A 15,568-nucleotide genomic window follows, 5' to 3' on the forward strand; every position below is an offset into this window, starting at 1 on the left:
GCATGAAGCTATGAGGATGAGCGTTTAAATGGCTACTTACGTATTAGGGATTTCGGCGTTCTATCACGACAGCGCCGCGGCGCTGGTGAAGGACGGGGTGCCGGTGGCGGCGGCCCAGGAAGAGCGCTTCACGCGGGTGCGGCACGACGCGGCGTTTCCGGCCAATGCCATCAAGTACTGCCTGGACGCCGAGGGTATCGGCCTTGATGAGCTGACCGCCGTGGTCTACTACGAAGACCCGCAGGAAAAGTTCTCGCGGATGATTTCCTCCTTCGCCAGTGGCGGCATCAGCGGCGCGCGCACCTTCATCAGCACCATGCCGGAATGGATCCGCTGGAAGCTCAACGTGCTCAAGTTCATCGATGAGAAGCTCGAGGAACTGGGACGTGGCACCGGACCGCTCACCATCGCCTCGCAGCACCACCGTTCCCATGCCGCGGCGGCGTTTTTCCCGTCGCCGTTCGAGCAGGCGGCGGTGCTGTGCATCGACGGCATCGGCGAATGGCATTCGACCACGATCTGGAAGGGCGACGGCTCCAAGCTCGACCTGATGAACTCGATTTCCTATCCGCACTCGGTCGGCCTGTTCTACTCGGCGTTCACCTATTACTGCGGCTTCAAGGTCGACTCCGGCGAGTACAAGCTCATGGGCCTGGCGCCCTACGGCCGGCCGATCTATGCCGACAAGATCCGCAAGGAACTGATCAACATCCGCGCCGACGGCTCCTTCACCCTGAACATGAAGTACTTCGAGTACCTGCGCGGCGAGCGCATGGTCGGCGAGGCCTTCGAGGAACTGTTCGGCGGCCCGGTGCGCAAGCCGGAGAGCCCGATCACCCAGCGCGAATGCGACCTGGCGGCCTCGGTGCAGCAAGTGACCGAGGAAGTGGTGCTGGGGCTGGCCACCGCGGCTGTGCGGCAGACCGGTTACCGCAACCTGTGCCTGGCCGGTGGCGTGGCGCTCAACTGCGTGGCCAACGGCGTGCTCAGCCGTTCCGGACGTTTCGACGCGATCTGGATTCAGCCCGCGGCCGGCGACGCCGGTTGTGCCCTGGGGGCGGCCATGGACTATTCGGTCAAGCGCACCGGGCGTCCGCACCTGGGCAGCAAGAAGCTCGACGCCATGAGTGGCAGCCTGTTGGGGCCGGGCTTTGGCGATGCAGAGATCCAGGCGTTTCTCGACGCCAACCAGTATCCGTACCAGCGCTTCGAGGGTGCCGAGCTGTATGACGAAACCGCGCGGCACCTGGCCGACGGCGCCGTGGTCGGCTGGTTCCAGGGACGCATGGAGTTCGGCCCGCGAGCCCTGGGCGCGCGCTCGATCCTCGGCGATCCACGCAATCCCGAGATGCAGCGCACCATGAACCTGAAGATCAAGTACCGCGAATCCTTCCGGCCCTTTGCCCCGGCGGTGCTGGACGAGGACGCCCAGGTCTACTTCGACATCTGCGAGAAGAGCCCGTACATGTTGATGGTTTCCCAGGTCACCGACTCGATCAAGACCGAGGAATCGCGCAAGCCGGGTGGCCCCGAGCGTGGCCTGGGCAGCATCAATTCGATCCGTTCGCAGCTACCGGCGGTGACCCACGTCGACCTGTCGGCGCGGGTGCAGACAGTGACCGAAGAAAACAACGCGCCGTTCACCCATCTGCTGCGCAGTTTCAAGAAGCGCACCGGCTGCTCGGTGCTGGTCAACACCTCGTTCAACGTGCGCGGCGAGCCGATCGTGTGCAAGCCGGAAGAAGCCTACGCCTGCTTCATGCGCACCGAGATGGATGTGCTGGTACTGGGCAACTTCATTCTCGAGCGCACGACCCAGCCGGAGTTCGTCGAAGAGGTCGACTGGCGCAACGAGATCCCGCTGGACTGATCGTTCACTCACTTTTTATTCAGGAGACAAGGCCATGCTCAGGTTGCTTTCGTTGTTGATGTTCGCTGTGGTGTTGCTACCAATCGGTTGGGCGCGCCGGATATTCAATTCCTCGCGCTTCAGCCAGCGTTTCCATCAAGGCTCGACGGCGTGGGACCACCCGGAAAACACCCGTTAGGCCGCATAACTGCAAGGGCTCGGATCCATGTCAACGGTCATCTACAAGAACTTGAATGCCTCACCGATTCACGCCGTCAATGGCGCTGGGGTCTGGCTTGAGGATGCTTCGGGCAAACGCTACCTCGACACGTGCGGCGGGGTGGCGGTTTCCAGCCTGGGACATGGACATCCACGGATCGCCGCGGCCATCGAGCAGCAGGCGAAAAAACTCAGTTGGGCCCATGCCGGCAGCTTCACCACGGCCGCCGCCGAGGAATTGGCGGACCTGCTGGTGGGGGCCTCCGGCGGGTTGGCCAAGGCGCAGTTTCTCTCCGGCGGCTCCGAGGTCATGGAGCTGGCGATGAAAATTGCCTACCAGTATCAGTGCGAGCGCGGGCTGCCAGGCAAATCGATCTTTATCTCGCGCCAGCAGAGCTATCACGGCAGCACCCTGGGGACCCTGGCGATTTCCGGCAACCTCCAGCGTCGCGGGGTATTCGAGCCGCTGCTCGGGCCTGCCGAATTCGTCTCGCCCTGTTATGCCTATCGCTATCAGGGCGCCGATGAAAGCGACGAGCAGTACGGGACTCGCCTGGCGCTGGAACTGGACGAAAAAATCAGGGCGCTGGGCAGCGACAAGGTCGCGGCGTTTTTCGCCGAAACCGTGGTCGGCTCCACCAACGGCGCGGTGCCGCCGGTACCGGGATACTTCCGCAAGATCAAGGCGGTGTGCGAGCGCCACGACGTGCTGCTGATCCTCGATGAGGTCATGGCCGGCATGGGGCGTACCGGCAGGTTCTTCGCCTACGAGGACGACGGCATCGTGCCGGACATGGTCGCGGTCGGCAAAGGCCTGGCGGCCGGTTACCAGCCGATCTCGGCGTTGCTGGTCAGCAGCCAGGTGCATGAGGCCATGGCGGGCAACTCCGGGGTGCTGGGCAACGGCCAGACCCACGTCAACCATCCGCTGGCCTGCGCGGTTGCGCTGGAGGTGCAGCGGGTCATCCAGGACGAGAACCTGCTGCAGGCGGTGCGTCTGCGTGGCGAGCAATTGCGCCACGGCCTGCGCGAGTGCCTGGCGCGCTTCGAGCATGTCGGCGATGTGCGTGGACGCGGTCTGTTCGTCGGGGTGGAGTTCGTTCAGGACCGGGACACCCGCGAGCCTTATCAGGGTGGCGGTCGTTACGCCGCGCGGCTCAAGGCACAGGCGCTGGAACAGGGGCTGCTGATCTATCCGGGGTCGGGAACCGCTGACGGCGTCCTGGGTAACCACGTGCTGTTCGCGCCGCCCTTCATCTCCAGCGAAGCGGAAATCGCCGAAATGGTCGAGCGCTTCACGGCGGTGGTCGAGGCCTGCCAGCAGGACTAGCGGGGAGGGCGGACCGGGGTGTTTTCGAAATGTACCAACAGCCAATAATGGAAAAGACTATGCAGACCATCGAACCATGCAAGGACAAAGTTCTATTGTCGGTGTGCACCATGGACTGGTGCGATCACGGCGTTGAATTCGCCAAGACGGTTTTTTCCAACCTGGAAGTGTTCTGTTGGGACCCGGGCGACCCCTACCCGTATCACCTGGAAGACTGGGAAGGCGACTGGATCATTTCCTATCGTGGCGACTTCATCTTCCCGCCGAGCATCTATCAGCGGGCCCGCAAGGGCGCGATCAACCTGCACCCGGCGCCGCCCAAGTACCGCGGCCTGGGCAGCCAGCACTACGCGATCTACTACCAGGATGAAACCTACGGTTCGACCTGCCATCACCTGGCGCCCTCGGTGGACAGCGGCGACATCATCCACGTCGCGCGTTTCAACGTCGCCCCGGCGGAAACCGCGTCTTCGCTGCGCCTGCATGTCGGCGCCTATTGCCTGCAGCAGTTCATCCACCTGTTGACCGACTACATCCTGCAAGGCCGTCCGCTGCCGGTGTCGCCCGAGCGCTGGGGCGAGCGGCTGTACAAGCAATCCGAACTCAAACCCTGGATGGAAAAGATCCGGGCCGAAGAACCCGATCATCGCTGCTTCAAGTAGCGAGGATGGATGCCGGCCCGCGCGGGGCGGCATCCCCGGTTGGTAAACCCTGCTCCCGCGACTTCTACGAGAGACCGTCAAATGTTTGATTTATCGAGCTTTGGTGCTGCTATGGCCGTTTATGTCATCGGAACCGCCAGCCCTGGCCCGGGTAACCTGGCGATTGCCAACACCTCGCTCAGCTACGGGCGTACCCCGGGGCTGGCGCTGGCGGCCGGGGTCATTTCCGGTTCGTTGTGCTGGGGCGCGATGACGGCCGCGGGCGTCTCAGCCTTGCTGATGTCCAACACCCAGGTGCTGGTCTGGCTGAAGATCCTCGGCGCCTGCTACCTGTTATGGCTGGCCTACAAATCCATCCGCGGCGCCCTGAGCCCCAACGCGGTCAACCTCAACCGCGCCCGGGCCAAACAGAGCCGCACGCTGGGGTTCTACCTGCAGGGGCTGGGCATCCACCTGACCAACCCCAAGGCGGCCCTGACCTGGTTCACCGTGACCACCGTCGGCCTCAGCGCCACGGCGCCATCCTGGGCCAGCTTCGTGCTGGTGGGCAGCTGCGCGGTCGCCGGCTTCGTGATTTTCTGTGCCTATGCCCTGGCCTTTTCCGCGCGTTCGGCGGAGCCGTTTTTCGTCCGCACGCGCAAGGCTTTCGGCCTGGTGTGCGGCGCGTTCTACGCGATGGTCGCCGCGGGCTTCATCGGGTCCTTGCTGTAAGCGTGGATAGGCCTCGCCCGTGGCGATCGCCGGGGCGAAAACAATGAATCAGGGCTCTGTTCGGAGCATGTACTTCTCAGGATGACTGTATGCCGTTGTCGATCGACTTGTTGTTGGCTTTCGCCTTGTTTGCCTTTGTCACCTCGGTGACCCCCGGACCGAACAACACCATGCTGCTGGCCTCGGGGGTGAATTTCGGATTCCGCCGCACGGTGCCGCATATCCTCGGGATCAGTTCGGGATTCCTGGTGTTGGTACTGGCCGTGGGCCTGGGCCTGGGGGCGGTGTTCGAGGCCTACCCGGTGTTGTACAAGGTGCTGCGCTACGTCGGTGCCGCCTATCTGCTGTACCTGGCCTGGAACATTGCCCGTTCCGGGCCGGTGTCCCAGGAAGTCGATGGCCAGGGCCGGCCGCTGGGGTTCTGGGGCGCCGCGGCGTTTCAGTGGGTCAACCCCAAGGCCTGGGTCATGGCGCTGGGGGCCATCAGTACCTACACGCCGTTGCAGGGTTACTTCTTCAATGTGGTGGTGATCGCCAGCCTGTTTGCCTTGATCAATGCGCCGAGCGTCGGGGTCTGGGCCGGGTTCGGCAGCGTGTTGCGCAATGTCCTGCGCGACCCGCGCTGGCTGCGCCTGTTCAACTACGGCATGGCGTTGCTGCTGGTGATTTCGCTGTTCCCGTTGCTGCAAGCCTGAGGGGCTTTCGCAGGGCGTTATGCCGCCACCCGCCGCAACCGGCGCGTGGCGGTTTTTTTTGCCTGCTCATGGCACTTCGACGACAGCGGCCACGCCGGGTTGGTGGCGGGTCAGGCGGCACCATTTGTGCCAGGTGAATTGCAGTTGCAGCAGCGCCGCCCTGGCCATTTCCAGATTCTGTTCCGGCAGTTGCGGCGCCTGCTCCAGGGCCTTGAGCAGGGCGACGGTCGGAGCGTCCAGTCGGTCGCTGCGGCGTGGCGTCGGTCCGCCCGACTTGAGCAGCGTGGCGATGCTCTGCAGGTAGTGCCCGCGTTCGACACCCAGAGCGCCGGTCGCCGCGCCCAGGCTGGCGCGCAATTGCAGCAGTTCATCGCCCAGGTCGAGCCCGAGCAGGCCGTTGTCCCAGTGCTGGCGGCGTTCCTGGGGCAGGCTTTCGGAGTAACGCGCCAGGCGGATCAGGCGGTCGGCCATGCGCCCGCCGAACCAGCTCTCGGCTTGCTCCAGTGGGCGCGAGGTGAGTTGCGCCAGGTCGAACAGCGAGGCGCGGAACATCCGTCGATAGTGATGTTCGCCGGGGTTGAGGCTGACCAGGCGGAACACCAGGACCGCGATGCCGACGCCGACCAGGGTGGCCATGGCCTTGTTGAGGAAGTTGGCCAGGTCGTAGGTCATCAGGTTGCCGGGGCCAACGTTGTTGACGAAAAAGATGCAGAACGCCGACGCGATCGGCGCCATTCGCGGATTGCTCATGCACAGCGAGGCGCAAAACAGTGGCACCCCGAGACCCAGGCACAGCAGCGGGAAACCGTCCCAGCCGGGTAGCAGTCCCAGGCCGACGAAGCCGGCGACTGGCACCGACAGGGCGATGCCCTTGAGAAAGTTGAGGCTGGAGGCGGAAGGGTTTTCCCGGCCGGCGAACAGGCTGAGCACCACCCCGCAGATCGACACCGCGCCCAGGCCGGAGGGCCAGGCCGAGAGCACCCAGAAGCCGGCCACGGCGAGAAACGCCAGGGCGCTGCGCAGGCCGCCGAGAATGCCTTGCTCGATATCCCGATGCCAGGACAGGGCGCCAGGCGCGCCATGGGGCACTCGGCCCTGCTCGACGGCCTGCAGGGTCTGCGCGCTGCGTTCCAGCAGCGCTGGTACCTGAGCCAGCTGCATCAGGCACAGATGGGCGTCCTGCGACAGGCTGCGGTCTTGCAGCGCCTCTTGAAGGCGTGCCGACAGTTGGGCGATATCCTCCTCGCGGCTGTGTTCCAGGGCCGTGGCCAGTTGTTCGATCAGGGGGGCCACGCTGGCATTCGCCGCACTGTCGAGCATCAGCCGCTGGCGGGCCACGCCGCGGGCGGCGCGCAGCAGGCTCAGCAAGTCGCGGCTGAGCACCCGCAGGGCCTGGGAGCGTCGCCGTCCCTGGGGGCCTTCGAACCAGGCGTGATCGCGCTGGGCATCGACCGCCACCAGCTTGCCGAGGGCTTCCAGCAGCCCCTTGCGCTGGTCCTGGCCGATCAGCTCGGAGGCTGCGGCGCGCATGCCGGCTTGCCAGGCCAGCTTGCCCTGGGTGGCCAATGCCTGCTCGACCCGGCGCGGCCAGAGTACGGTGCTGGCGATCGCCGCGCAGATGATGCCCAGGCTGATTTCCGAACAGCGGGCCACGGCCTGGTCGAACACCTGCAGTGGATGGGCGGTGGCGGGCAGGGCGATGATCGCCGCGGTGTAGCCGGCCAGTACGAAGCCGTAGGACGCGTGATTGCGCAGCAGCGAGGCGCCGGTGGTGCAGAAGGCCAGCCACAGCGCCATGGCCAGCAGAAACAGCAGGGGGGCCTGGCCGAACAGGCCGATCAGCACGATCGAGGCCAGGGCCCCGCTAAAGGTGCCGAGCAGGCGGAAGGCGCCCTTGGCCAGAACCATACCGCTGCTGGGCTGGCTGACGATGAAGACGGTGGTCAGAGCCCATTGCGGCTGCTCGAGGTTGAAGCGAAAGGCCAGGTACAAGGCAATGACCCCGGCGATCATGTTCCTGATGGCGAACAGCAGGTCGTTGCGGCTGGGAGCCAGGACGGCCAGCCAGAAATCGGGGATTCGCAGGGTGGGGCTTTTCATTCGCAGGGCACATAGATAGCTAGCTAATGATTAGCATCGTATCTACTTGCCTGAAAAATTCCAATGAAGATTTTTCCGCGTCTGGCGAGGATGCAGGCGGGTAGGGGAGCGGGGTTTATTGGAGGGAGAAGAAAGAAAAAGGGCCCTGCACGGATGGCAGGGCCCTGGAGGAATCACTCGGCGATTTGCAACTTGCGGGCTTCGGTGTAGACGTAGCGGACTTTCTCGTATTCGAACGGCGAGTCCAGCTGGCCATAGCGGAAGCCGGTCTGATAGCGCTTGTCGATACCGCGCAGGACCCAGAGCTCCGGGTGGTTCGAGCTGACCTCGGAAACGTTGAGGAAGTTGATCGCCGACTCGGTGGTGTAGTCCACGGCCAGCCCGGCGGTGTCGCGAAGGTTCGAGGGGCCGAGGATCGGCAGGACGAAATAGGCGCCGCCCGGCACGCCGTAGAAGCCCAGGGTCTGGCCGAAGTCTTCGCTCTGGCGTGGCAGGCCCATGCTGGTGGCCGGGTCCCAGAGGCCGCCGATACCGATGGTGGTGTTGACCAGCAGGCGCGCGGTGGTGTTCAGCGAGCGCTGGCCCTTGAACTGCAGCAGGCTGTTGACCAGGTTGGGCACGTCGCCCAGGTTGTTGAAGAAGTTGCTCACACCGGTGCGCAGGAAGCTCGGGGTGATGTAGCGGTAACCGTCGACCACCGGCAGGAACACCCACTGATCGAAGCGGTAGTTGAAGTGGTACACCCGACGGTTCCACGACTCCAGCGGGTCGTAGACGTTCAGCGCACTGAGGCTCGAGCGCTCGAACTCGCGCTGGTCCAGGCCCGGGTTGAACTTGAGTCGCTTGAGGGGCTGGGTGAAGCCGTCCTCGTCTGCGACCACGGGTGTCGCGGCCTTGCTGTCGTCGGCATTGGCATAGCCTGTGCTGAACAACGCAGCGATGAGCAGGAGATGTTTAGCCACGGAAGAACTCCAGCATGGCGTCGCTGTTGACGCGGTAGTTGAGGTTGCCGCAATGGCCGCCATGGGGGTAGACCGTCAGCCGGTTGCCAAAGGTCTTGCGCAGGAACCCCAGGTCGCCCGGGCCGAGGATCACGTCGTCGGCGTTGTGCATCACGGCGATTTTCGGGCTGTCCTGCAGGTAGTCCTTGAGCGCGTACAGGCTCACCTGGTCGATCAGTTGCAGCACGCTGCCGCCGTCGGTGCGGGCGCGCCACATCGGAATCACCTGCTCGGTGATGTAGCAGTCGAAGTCGCATTGCATGGCGCGCTTGAGGAATGGGGTGAGGCTGGTGCCTTCGCTGATCGGGTACTTGGGTGGGGTGATCAGGCCGCGGCGGTTGATCAGGTCCGAGGTGAACGCGATGTCGGCGGCGGAGAAGCGGAACGAGGTGCCGATCAGCATCGCCATCTGCTCGTTGCTCAGGTGCTGCTTGGACTGCTGGAAGTCGTAGAGCAGGGCATCGTTGAGATCGATGTAGCCCTTCTGCTGGAAGTAGCGGGTCAGCTTGTTCAGTACCAGCTCGTAGAAGGTGGTGGTGTTATTGATGCCCTTGACCTCGGTCTGCACCAGCTTGTCGAGGTTGGTGATGGAGGTATAGAGGTTGACCGGTGGGTTGAGCAGCAGGACCTTCTTGAAGTTGAAGCTGCGTCGGGTTTCGTCCAGCTTGCTGACGAAGGCCGCATCCAGGGCGCCGAGGCTGTAGCCGGTGAGATAGAAGTCGGTGACCGGCAGTTTCGGGTTCTGCGCGCGCACCGCCTGCATCACGCGGTATATGTCCTCGGCGTCTTCCTTGGTCACGCCGGGGGTGGCGAACCGCGAGGCGGCGCTGATGAAGTCGAAGCTGGTGGGCGAGGACAGCTGCACCACGTGGTAGCCGGCCTGGTAATAGAGCTTCTTCAGGTATTCGTTGAGGCTGCTGTCATACCGCGCGCCAGTGCCGGCGATGAGGAAGATCAGTGGTGCGGCATGGTCCTGCTCGGCGATGCGGTAGGTGAGCTTCTTCACGGCCCAGAAGTTGTCCGGCAGGATGAACTCGCGCTCGGGGCGCAAGGTCAGGCTGCGGTCCGCCTGATTGATATCGTCATTGCTCGGCAGCTTCGGACGCAGGTCCGGCGGAGTGGTGGCAATGGTCGCCTCGAACGGATTGGTCAAGGGGTAGCCATAGCTGGCGGCATCGATGTCGACCGCGAGCGCGGACGCACTCGAGATAAGGCCGCCAAACAGGGCAGCGAAGCGCAAGGAACGGAGCATGACTAAATCCCTGTAGAGGAAGGTGCCGAGTGAAGTTCGCAGGCTATGACCACCGGGTTGCTGCCGAAGTGCCATGGCACGGCACAAAAAACGATCGAGGCAGGGCAAAGCCGGATCGGCGGTAATAGTCGCCAGACGATACACTTTGCCGCTGTTTGCTCAACAGTTATCTGTGTAACAGGCTTGCTTACCGGCCTCGGGCGATTATGCTGGGCGCCGTTTTCGCTTATCGGAGTGCTTCATGTCCCGCCGTCTTCCCTTGATTCTGCTGCTTGTTGTCCTGCCGATGTGGCTGGCCGCCAGTTATGGCGTGCGCTACGGCTTTATGGAGGACGCTCGATGGGTCGGCGTCTGTGTTGACGAGGCCAGCCGCTGGGAGTGCCAGGCGCGTTCCAGCCTGGGGTTGCTGATCCACTTCAAGGTCATGGGCTGGGCGGCGCTGGCGGCGTCGCTGATCGCCTTCGTGGTTCCGGGCCGTGCCGGCTGGAGCCTGGCGGTGCTGGCGCTGCTGTTCGGCTTTCCGGCGCTGGCGCTCTACAACACCAGCCTGGCGGTGTTTGCCATCGTGATCGGCGCCTTGCGGCTGGTGCGGGCGCCTCGCGCGGTGGCGTGAGACCAATCGCCGGTAATAAAAAAGGGATGACCATGGTCATCCCTTTTTTCTGTCAGGCCTCAGGCCTTGCGAGCCCGCAAGCTGCGCCACAGGGCGGCGACCATCAGCACGCTGACCAGGGCCCAGCCCCAGGCCTGTTGGTTTTCCAGGCCTTCGCGATACAGCTGAGGGGCAATGCCGGCGCCGACGATAAAGGTCAGCAGGGCGATTTCGCGACGTGGCACCCGCACCGGGCGGCACAGGTAGACCAGGGCCGGCAGGAGCAGGGCCGCGCTGGGGAAGCTGCGATAACGTGGGTCGAACACCAGTTCCAGCATCATCACCGCGGCGGCGAAACCGGCGGCGGCGAGCAGCCAGCCGGCATGTTTTTCCAGGCTGTCGAAAGCGCGTTGACGCCAGCCGGTGCGGGTGCTCAGGCTCAGTGCCGCGTGGGCCAGCACCAGCAGGTTCAGGGCCAGCAGCAGGGCCGCCCAGAACCATTCCCCGGCAAAGCGGCTGGTGGCCCGCGCCAGTTCGCCCCAGGCGCCGATGGAGCAGGCGGCGAGGGCGCCGAGCAGGGGCAGGACCAGGGCCGCGCGAGTGCCGCGGACCCGGCCACCGAGGATCAGCGTGGCGAGGAAGATCACTCCGCCCACGCCCAGCCACAATGGCCAGTAGGGCAGGTTCGACACCGGCCCGGCGAGCACGCCCTTGTCCTGGCGATCGGCATCGAACAGCCCCCAGTAACCGCCGACCGCGCCTTCGCTGGCGCGTTTCCACGGCTGGTCGAAGGCCTCGATCAGGTTGTAATGCCAGCCATTCTGTTCGGCCATGACCACAAAACCACGGATGAACTTGGCCTCGTTGACCCGGCTCGGCAGGGCGGTTTCGCGCTGGCGGCCTTCGCTGGGCCAGCCGGTTTCGCCGATCATCACGTCCTTGGGCGCGAATTTGTTGCCGAACACCTGGCGCACCTGGGCCACATGGTTCAGCGCGGCATCGATGTTGGACGGATCGTCTTCCCAGTAGGGCAGCAGGTGAATGGTCAGGAAGTCCACCGCCGGCGCGATTTCCGGGTGCTTGAGCCAGAACTCCCAGACGTCTGCGTAGGTGACCGGCTGTTTGACGTGGGCCTTGACCTTGTTGATCAGCCGGGCCAGTTGCGGGCCGGTGACTTCCTTGCGCAGCAGGGCTTCGTTGCCGACGATCACCGAGCTCACCACATCCGGGTTGGCATTGGCCGAGGCGATCAGCAGGTCGACCTCTTTTTCGCTGTCCACCGGGTTGCTGTTGACCCAGGCGCCGATCATCAGCTTCAGGCCGTGCTTGCGCGCCAGGTCCGGCAGGGCTTCGAGTCCGGTCATGGAGTAGGTGCGAATGCACTCGAAGCGCGTCGCCAGCAATGCCAGGTCGGCGTCCATGCGCTCCGGGCGCAGTTTGAACGGCTGGTCGAAGGGCGACTGGTCCTTGTCGAACGGGGTGTAGGACGCGCATTGCAGCTTGTGGCTGGCGCTGGCGACATCCGGCAGCACCACCGGTTGGCCGAGGCCGTACCAGAAGCCGCAGAGCGCGAAGAGCCCCAGCAGGCAGGCGAATAGATAGGGCAGAAGCGGGAAGCGGGCAATCGAGGGCATGGTCAGGCCGTCAGGAAACAAAGCCGGGCATCTTACCCGGATTTGCCGCTGCCCAGGTGGCCTGCATGATTTTGACATGCAAAGTTCGGGCGGGATTGGGCGACTGTTTTTGGCATGCCCTGATTACTGGCGAACGGGTGTCGTTGCTGAATGTTTTGAGGTCGCAGTCAGAGCAGGTCGCCTTTGGCGTCAGGTTGATGATCGACGCGTCAGAGCTCTCATAGGGCAATCGCGCTGATGTTCGAGCAAGTCGGTGGGGCGTGATGAGGGCGCTGGGCACCATAACAACAGGTTGACGCGGCTCGGCACCCGTCGGGCGCAGCACTTTCGGGGAAGTAACGATGAAGATGCGACGACTCTTAGGCGCAGGTGCCGGTCTGGTACTTGCGATCAGCTCCACCCTGGCCAGTGCCGACAGCAAAACCCTGAGCATCGGCTATGTCGACGGTTGGTCGGACAGTGTGGCGACCACCTATGTAGCCTCTGAGGTGATCAAGCAGAAACTCGGTTATGACGTGAAGCTGCAGGCCGTGGCGACCGGGATCATGTGGCAGGGCGTGGCTACTGGCAAGCTGGACGCCATGCTGTCGGCCTGGCTGCCGGTGACCCACGGCGAGTACTGGACCAAGAACAAGGACAAGGTGGTCGACTACGGCCCCAACTTCAAGGATGCGAAAATCGGCCTGATCGTACCGGAGTACGTCAAGCCCAAGAGCATCGCCGACCTGAAGGGTGACACCAGCTTCAAGAACAAGATCGTCGGTATCGACGCCGGCTCGGGCGTGATGCTCAAGACCGACCAGGCCATCAAGGACTACGGTCTGAACTACAAGCTGCAAGCCAGTTCGGGCGCGGCGATGATTGCCGAGCTGACCCGTGCCGAAGAGAAGAACGACTCCATCGCGGTCACCGGCTGGGTGCCGCACTGGATGTTCGCCAAGTGGAAGCTGCGCTTCCTGGACGATCCGAAAGGTGTTTACGGTGCTGCTGAAACGGTCAACAGCATCGGCAGCAAAGGCCTGGAGAAGAAAGCGCCTGAGGTTGCGGCCTTCCTGAAGAAGTTCCAGTGGGCCTCCAAGGATGAAATCGGCGAGGTGATGCTGGCGATTCAAGAGGGCGCCAAGCCGGAAGCAGCGGCCAAGGACTGGGTGGCCAAACACCCTGAGCGCGTCGCCGAGTGGACCGCTAACTGATCGCGGAAGTGTCTAGATAGCAGATCTTGAGGCCGTCGGGTGTTCGCACCCGACGGCCTTTTGTTTTGGCCGGTGCAAAAGTGCCTGTAAGGGGGGCTGTCGTTCTAATACTAAGGTCGTCTGGAACCGGCTCCAGAGCTGCATAGAGTGGACTACGTTCCAACTAAAATCTGTGCTGCGAGGATAAAAACAATGAACGACAGCATTTACCTCTCGATTCAAAACAGCTCGCGTTTCAAGGAGCTGGTCAGCAAGCGCGAACGATTCGCCTGGATACTGTCGGCGATCATGCTCGGGCTTTATTCGGGCTTCATCCTGCTGATTGCCTACGGACCCCATGTACTGGGGGCAAAACTCAGTCCTGAATCATCCATCACCTGGGGCATTCCCATTGGTGTCGGGTTGATTGTCGCGGCCTTTGTCCTGACCGGTATCTACGTGCGACGCGCCAACGGCGAATTCGACGACCTGAACAATGCGATTCTCAAGGAGGCTCAGCAATGATCCGGCGTCTATTGGCTTTTTTTAGCGTCGCGGCCTTTGCTCCAAGTCTCTGGGCGGCCGACGCCCTGACCGGCGAAGTACATAAACAACCCCTCAATGTCTCTGCGATCATCATGTTCGTGCTGTTCGTCGGGGCCACCCTGTGCATCACCTACTGGGCCTCCAAACGCAACAAGTCGGCGGCCGACTACTATGCCGCGGGCGGCAAGATCACCGGTTTCCAGAATGGTCTGGCGATTGCCGGTGACTACATGTCGGCGGCGTCCTTCCTGGGGATTTCCGCCCTGGTGTTCACCTCCGGCTACGACGGCCTGATCTATTCGATCGGCTTCCTGGTGGGCTGGCCGATCATTCTGTTCCTGGTCGCCGAGCGCCTGCGCAACCTGGGCAAGTACACCTTTGCCGACGTGGCGTCCTATCGCCTCGGGCAGACCCAGATCCGCTCGCTGTCGGCCTGCGGTTCGCTGGTGGTGGTAGCCTTCTACCTGATCGCGCAAATGGTTGGTGCCGGCAAGCTGATCCAGCTGCTGTTCGGCCTCGATTACCATGTGGCGGTGATCCTGGTGGGTATCCTGATGGTGCTGTACGTGCTGTTCGGCGGCATGCTGGCGACCACCTGGGTACAGATCATCAAGGCGGTCCTGCTGCTGTCCGGCGCCTCGTTCATGGCGCTGATGGTCATGAAGCATGTCAACTTCGACTTCAACATGCTGTTCTCCGAAGCCACCAAGGTTCACCCCAAAGGTGAAGCGATCATGAGCCCGGGCGGCCTGGTGAAGGATCCGATCTCGGCGTTCTCCCTCGGCCTGGCGCTGATGTTCGGTACTGCGGGCCTGCCGCACATCCTGATGCGCTTCTTCACCGTGAGCGACGCCAAGGAAGCGCGCAAGAGTGTGCTGTATGCCACCGGCTTCATCGGCTACTTCTACATCCTGACCTTCATCATCGGTTTTGGCGCGATCCTCCTGGTCAGCACCAACCCGGCGTTCAAGGACGCGGCGGGCGCTCTGCTCGGCGGCAACAACATGGCGGCGGTGCACCTGGCCAATGCCGTGGGCGGCAGTGTGTTCCTCGGCTTCATCTCGGCAGTGGCGTTCGCCACTATCCTGGCGGTGGTGGCTGGCCTGACCCTGGCCGGTGCCTCGGCGGTTTCCCACGACCTGTACGCCAGCGTGATCAAGAAGGGCAAGGCCAACGAGAAGGATGAAATCCGCGTCTCGAAGATCACCACCGTGTGCCTGGGTGTGCTGGCGATTGCCCTGGGCATCCTGTTCGAGAGCCAGAACATCGCGTTCATGGTCGGCCTGGCGTTCTCCATCGCGGCGAGCTGCAACTTCCCGGTACTGCTGCTTTCCATGTACTGGAAGAAACTCACCACCCGCGGCGCCATGATTGGCGGCTGGCTGGGCCTGGTCAGTGCCGTTGGCCTGATGATCCTCGGCCCGACCATCTGGGTGCAGATCATGGGGCATGAGAAAGCCATCTTCCCTTACGAGTACCCGGCGCTGTTCTCGATGGTCATTGCCTTTATCGGGATCTGGTTCTTCTCCATCACCGACAAGTCCACTGCGGCTGACAATGAGCGGGCGCTGTTCTTCCCGCAATTCGTACGCTCGCAGACCGGCCTGGGCGCCAGCGGAGCGGTATCGCACTAAGGCCCCTGTGTATCGGCTTCTATATATAAGCTGAGTTGCAAACCGATGCCCCTGTCGAGAGACAGGGGCATTTTTGTTGCTTCAGGTATGTATCCGCTTTCTGTAGCCGCTGGCGCAGCCTGCGATCGAGTGTGCAGCGCTCGCAAGCTCGTTCAGCGTGAGAGTGGTGTG

14 protein-coding genes are annotated in these 15,568 nt (G+C 63.2%); 10 read left to right on the top strand and 4 right to left on the bottom strand.

Annotation, left to right across the window (positions count from 1 at the left end; all coding sequences use genetic code 11):
• The first annotated feature begins 28 nt into the window (after positions 1-28).
• The 6 genes from C4K38_RS08595 to C4K38_RS08615 all read left to right on the top strand — a co-directional run bounded on the left by C4K38_RS08595 (position 29) and on the right by C4K38_RS08615 (position 5,466).
• Positions 29-1,870, top strand: coding sequence for a carbamoyltransferase family protein (locus C4K38_RS08595; RefSeq protein WP_053278001.1), 1,842 nt, complete (start codon positions 29-31; stop codon positions 1,868-1,870).
• A 34-nt stretch (positions 1,871-1,904) separates the two neighbouring features.
• A complete protein-coding gene (locus tag C4K38_RS32265) occupies positions 1,905-2,048 on the top strand; it encodes a hypothetical protein (RefSeq protein WP_007931463.1) in 144 nt (47 codons plus the stop codon).
• A gap of 27 nt (positions 2,049-2,075) precedes the next feature.
• Positions 2,076-3,398 (top strand): aspartate aminotransferase family protein, encoded by a 1,323-nt coding sequence (locus C4K38_RS08600; protein WP_053278002.1) that lies wholly within the window; start codon positions 2,076-2,078, stop codon positions 3,396-3,398.
• 59 nt (positions 3,399-3,457) lie between these two features.
• The gene (locus C4K38_RS08605) at positions 3,458-4,060 is read left to right on the top strand and encodes a formyltransferase family protein (RefSeq protein WP_025805252.1); all 603 of its coding nucleotides are present in this window, start codon (positions 3,458-3,460) and stop codon (positions 4,058-4,060) included.
• Positions 4,061-4,141: 81 nt separating this feature from the next.
• Positions 4,142-4,771, top strand: a complete 630-nt coding sequence (locus C4K38_RS08610; RefSeq protein ID WP_053278003.1) for a LysE family translocator — start codon at positions 4,142-4,144, stop codon at positions 4,769-4,771.
• A gap of 89 nt (positions 4,772-4,860) precedes the next feature.
• Positions 4,861-5,466 (top strand): LysE family translocator, encoded by a 606-nt coding sequence (locus tag C4K38_RS08615; RefSeq protein ID WP_038581032.1) that lies wholly within the window; start codon positions 4,861-4,863, stop codon positions 5,464-5,466.
• A 66-nt stretch (positions 5,467-5,532) separates the two neighbouring features.
• Here C4K38_RS08615 and C4K38_RS08620 read toward each other — a convergent pair whose 3' ends face one another.
• From C4K38_RS08620 to C4K38_RS08630, 3 genes are all read right to left on the bottom strand, one after another.
• Positions 5,533-7,566, bottom strand: coding sequence for an FUSC family protein (locus tag C4K38_RS08620; RefSeq protein WP_053278004.1), 2,034 nt, complete (start codon positions 7,564-7,566; stop codon positions 5,533-5,535).
• A 173-nt stretch (positions 7,567-7,739) separates the two neighbouring features.
• Positions 7,740-8,528: an MlaA family lipoprotein gene (locus C4K38_RS08625; protein WP_053278005.1), complete on the bottom strand. Its 789-nt coding sequence runs from the start codon at positions 8,526-8,528 to the stop codon at positions 7,740-7,742.
• Positions 8,521-9,819 (bottom strand): serine/threonine protein kinase, encoded by a 1,299-nt coding sequence (locus C4K38_RS08630; RefSeq protein WP_053278006.1) that lies wholly within the window; start codon positions 9,817-9,819, stop codon positions 8,521-8,523. The genes C4K38_RS08625 and C4K38_RS08630 overlap by 8 nt, the downstream gene beginning before the upstream one ends.
• A gap of 241 nt (positions 9,820-10,060) precedes the next feature.
• On the opposite strand from C4K38_RS08630, the gene C4K38_RS08635 reads away from it, so the two are divergent.
• The gene (locus tag C4K38_RS08635) at positions 10,061-10,432 is read left to right on the top strand and encodes a hypothetical protein (RefSeq protein ID WP_053278007.1); all 372 of its coding nucleotides are present in this window, start codon (positions 10,061-10,063) and stop codon (positions 10,430-10,432) included.
• Positions 10,433-10,491: 59 nt separating this feature from the next.
• On the opposite strand, the gene C4K38_RS08640 is transcribed toward C4K38_RS08635, so the two are convergent.
• The gene (locus C4K38_RS08640; RefSeq protein ID WP_053278336.1) at positions 10,492-12,045 is read right to left on the bottom strand and encodes a glycoside hydrolase family 17 protein; all 1,554 of its coding nucleotides are present in this window, start codon (positions 12,043-12,045) and stop codon (positions 10,492-10,494) included.
• A gap of 341 nt (positions 12,046-12,386) precedes the next feature.
• On the opposite strand from C4K38_RS08640, the gene C4K38_RS08645 reads away from it, so the two are divergent.
• From C4K38_RS08645 to C4K38_RS08655, 3 genes are all read left to right on the top strand, one after another.
• Positions 12,387-13,238, top strand: coding sequence for a glycine betaine ABC transporter substrate-binding protein (locus C4K38_RS08645; RefSeq protein WP_053278008.1), 852 nt, complete (start codon positions 12,387-12,389; stop codon positions 13,236-13,238).
• A gap of 192 nt (positions 13,239-13,430) precedes the next feature.
• On the top strand, positions 13,431-13,742 hold the full coding sequence (locus C4K38_RS08650; protein ID WP_009042787.1) for a DUF485 domain-containing protein: 312 nt from the start codon (positions 13,431-13,433) through the stop codon (positions 13,740-13,742).
• Positions 13,739-15,397, top strand: a complete 1,659-nt coding sequence (locus C4K38_RS08655; protein ID WP_053278009.1) for a cation acetate symporter — start codon at positions 13,739-13,741, stop codon at positions 15,395-15,397. The genes C4K38_RS08650 and C4K38_RS08655 overlap by 4 nt, the downstream gene beginning before the upstream one ends.
• Positions 15,398-15,568 lie beyond the last annotated feature (171 nt).

Origin of the sequence: Pseudomonas chlororaphis subsp. piscium, assembly GCF_003850345.1 — a bacterium.
In the GTDB taxonomy this organism is placed as follows: Bacteria; Pseudomonadota; Gammaproteobacteria; order Pseudomonadales; family Pseudomonadaceae; genus Aquipseudomonas; species Aquipseudomonas piscium.

What these genes read in the sequence shown, in the direction of transcription:
- C4K38_RS08595 (WP_053278001.1), top strand. Translation starts at nt 29, where the DNA reads ATGGCTACTTACGTATTAGGGATTTCGGCGTTCTATCACGACAGCGCC.
- C4K38_RS32265 (WP_007931463.1), top strand. Translation starts at nt 1,905, where the DNA reads ATGCTCAGGTTGCTTTCGTTGTTGATGTTCGCTGTGGTGTTGCTACCA.
- C4K38_RS08600 (WP_053278002.1), top strand. Translation starts at nt 2,076, where the DNA reads ATGTCAACGGTCATCTACAAGAACTTGAATGCCTCACCGATTCACGCC.
- C4K38_RS08605 (WP_025805252.1), top strand. Translation starts at nt 3,458, where the DNA reads ATGCAGACCATCGAACCATGCAAGGACAAAGTTCTATTGTCGGTGTGC.
- C4K38_RS08610 (WP_053278003.1), top strand. Translation starts at nt 4,142, where the DNA reads ATGTTTGATTTATCGAGCTTTGGTGCTGCTATGGCCGTTTATGTCATC.
- C4K38_RS08615 (WP_038581032.1), top strand. Translation starts at nt 4,861, where the DNA reads ATGCCGTTGTCGATCGACTTGTTGTTGGCTTTCGCCTTGTTTGCCTTT.
- C4K38_RS08620 (WP_053278004.1), bottom strand. Translation starts at nt 7,566, where the DNA reads ATGAAAAGCCCCACCCTGCGAATCCCCGATTTCTGGCTGGCCGTCCTG.
- C4K38_RS08630 (WP_053278006.1), bottom strand. Translation starts at nt 9,819, where the DNA reads ATGCTCCGTTCCTTGCGCTTCGCTGCCCTGTTTGGCGGCCTTATCTCG.
- C4K38_RS08635 (WP_053278007.1), top strand. Translation starts at nt 10,061, where the DNA reads ATGTCCCGCCGTCTTCCCTTGATTCTGCTGCTTGTTGTCCTGCCGATG.
- C4K38_RS08640 (WP_053278336.1), bottom strand. Translation starts at nt 12,045, where the DNA reads ATGCCCTCGATTGCCCGCTTCCCGCTTCTGCCCTATCTATTCGCCTGC.
- C4K38_RS08645 (WP_053278008.1), top strand. Translation starts at nt 12,387, where the DNA reads ATGAAGATGCGACGACTCTTAGGCGCAGGTGCCGGTCTGGTACTTGCG.
- C4K38_RS08650 (WP_009042787.1), top strand. Translation starts at nt 13,431, where the DNA reads ATGAACGACAGCATTTACCTCTCGATTCAAAACAGCTCGCGTTTCAAG.
- C4K38_RS08655 (WP_053278009.1), top strand. Translation starts at nt 13,739, where the DNA reads ATGATCCGGCGTCTATTGGCTTTTTTTAGCGTCGCGGCCTTTGCTCCA.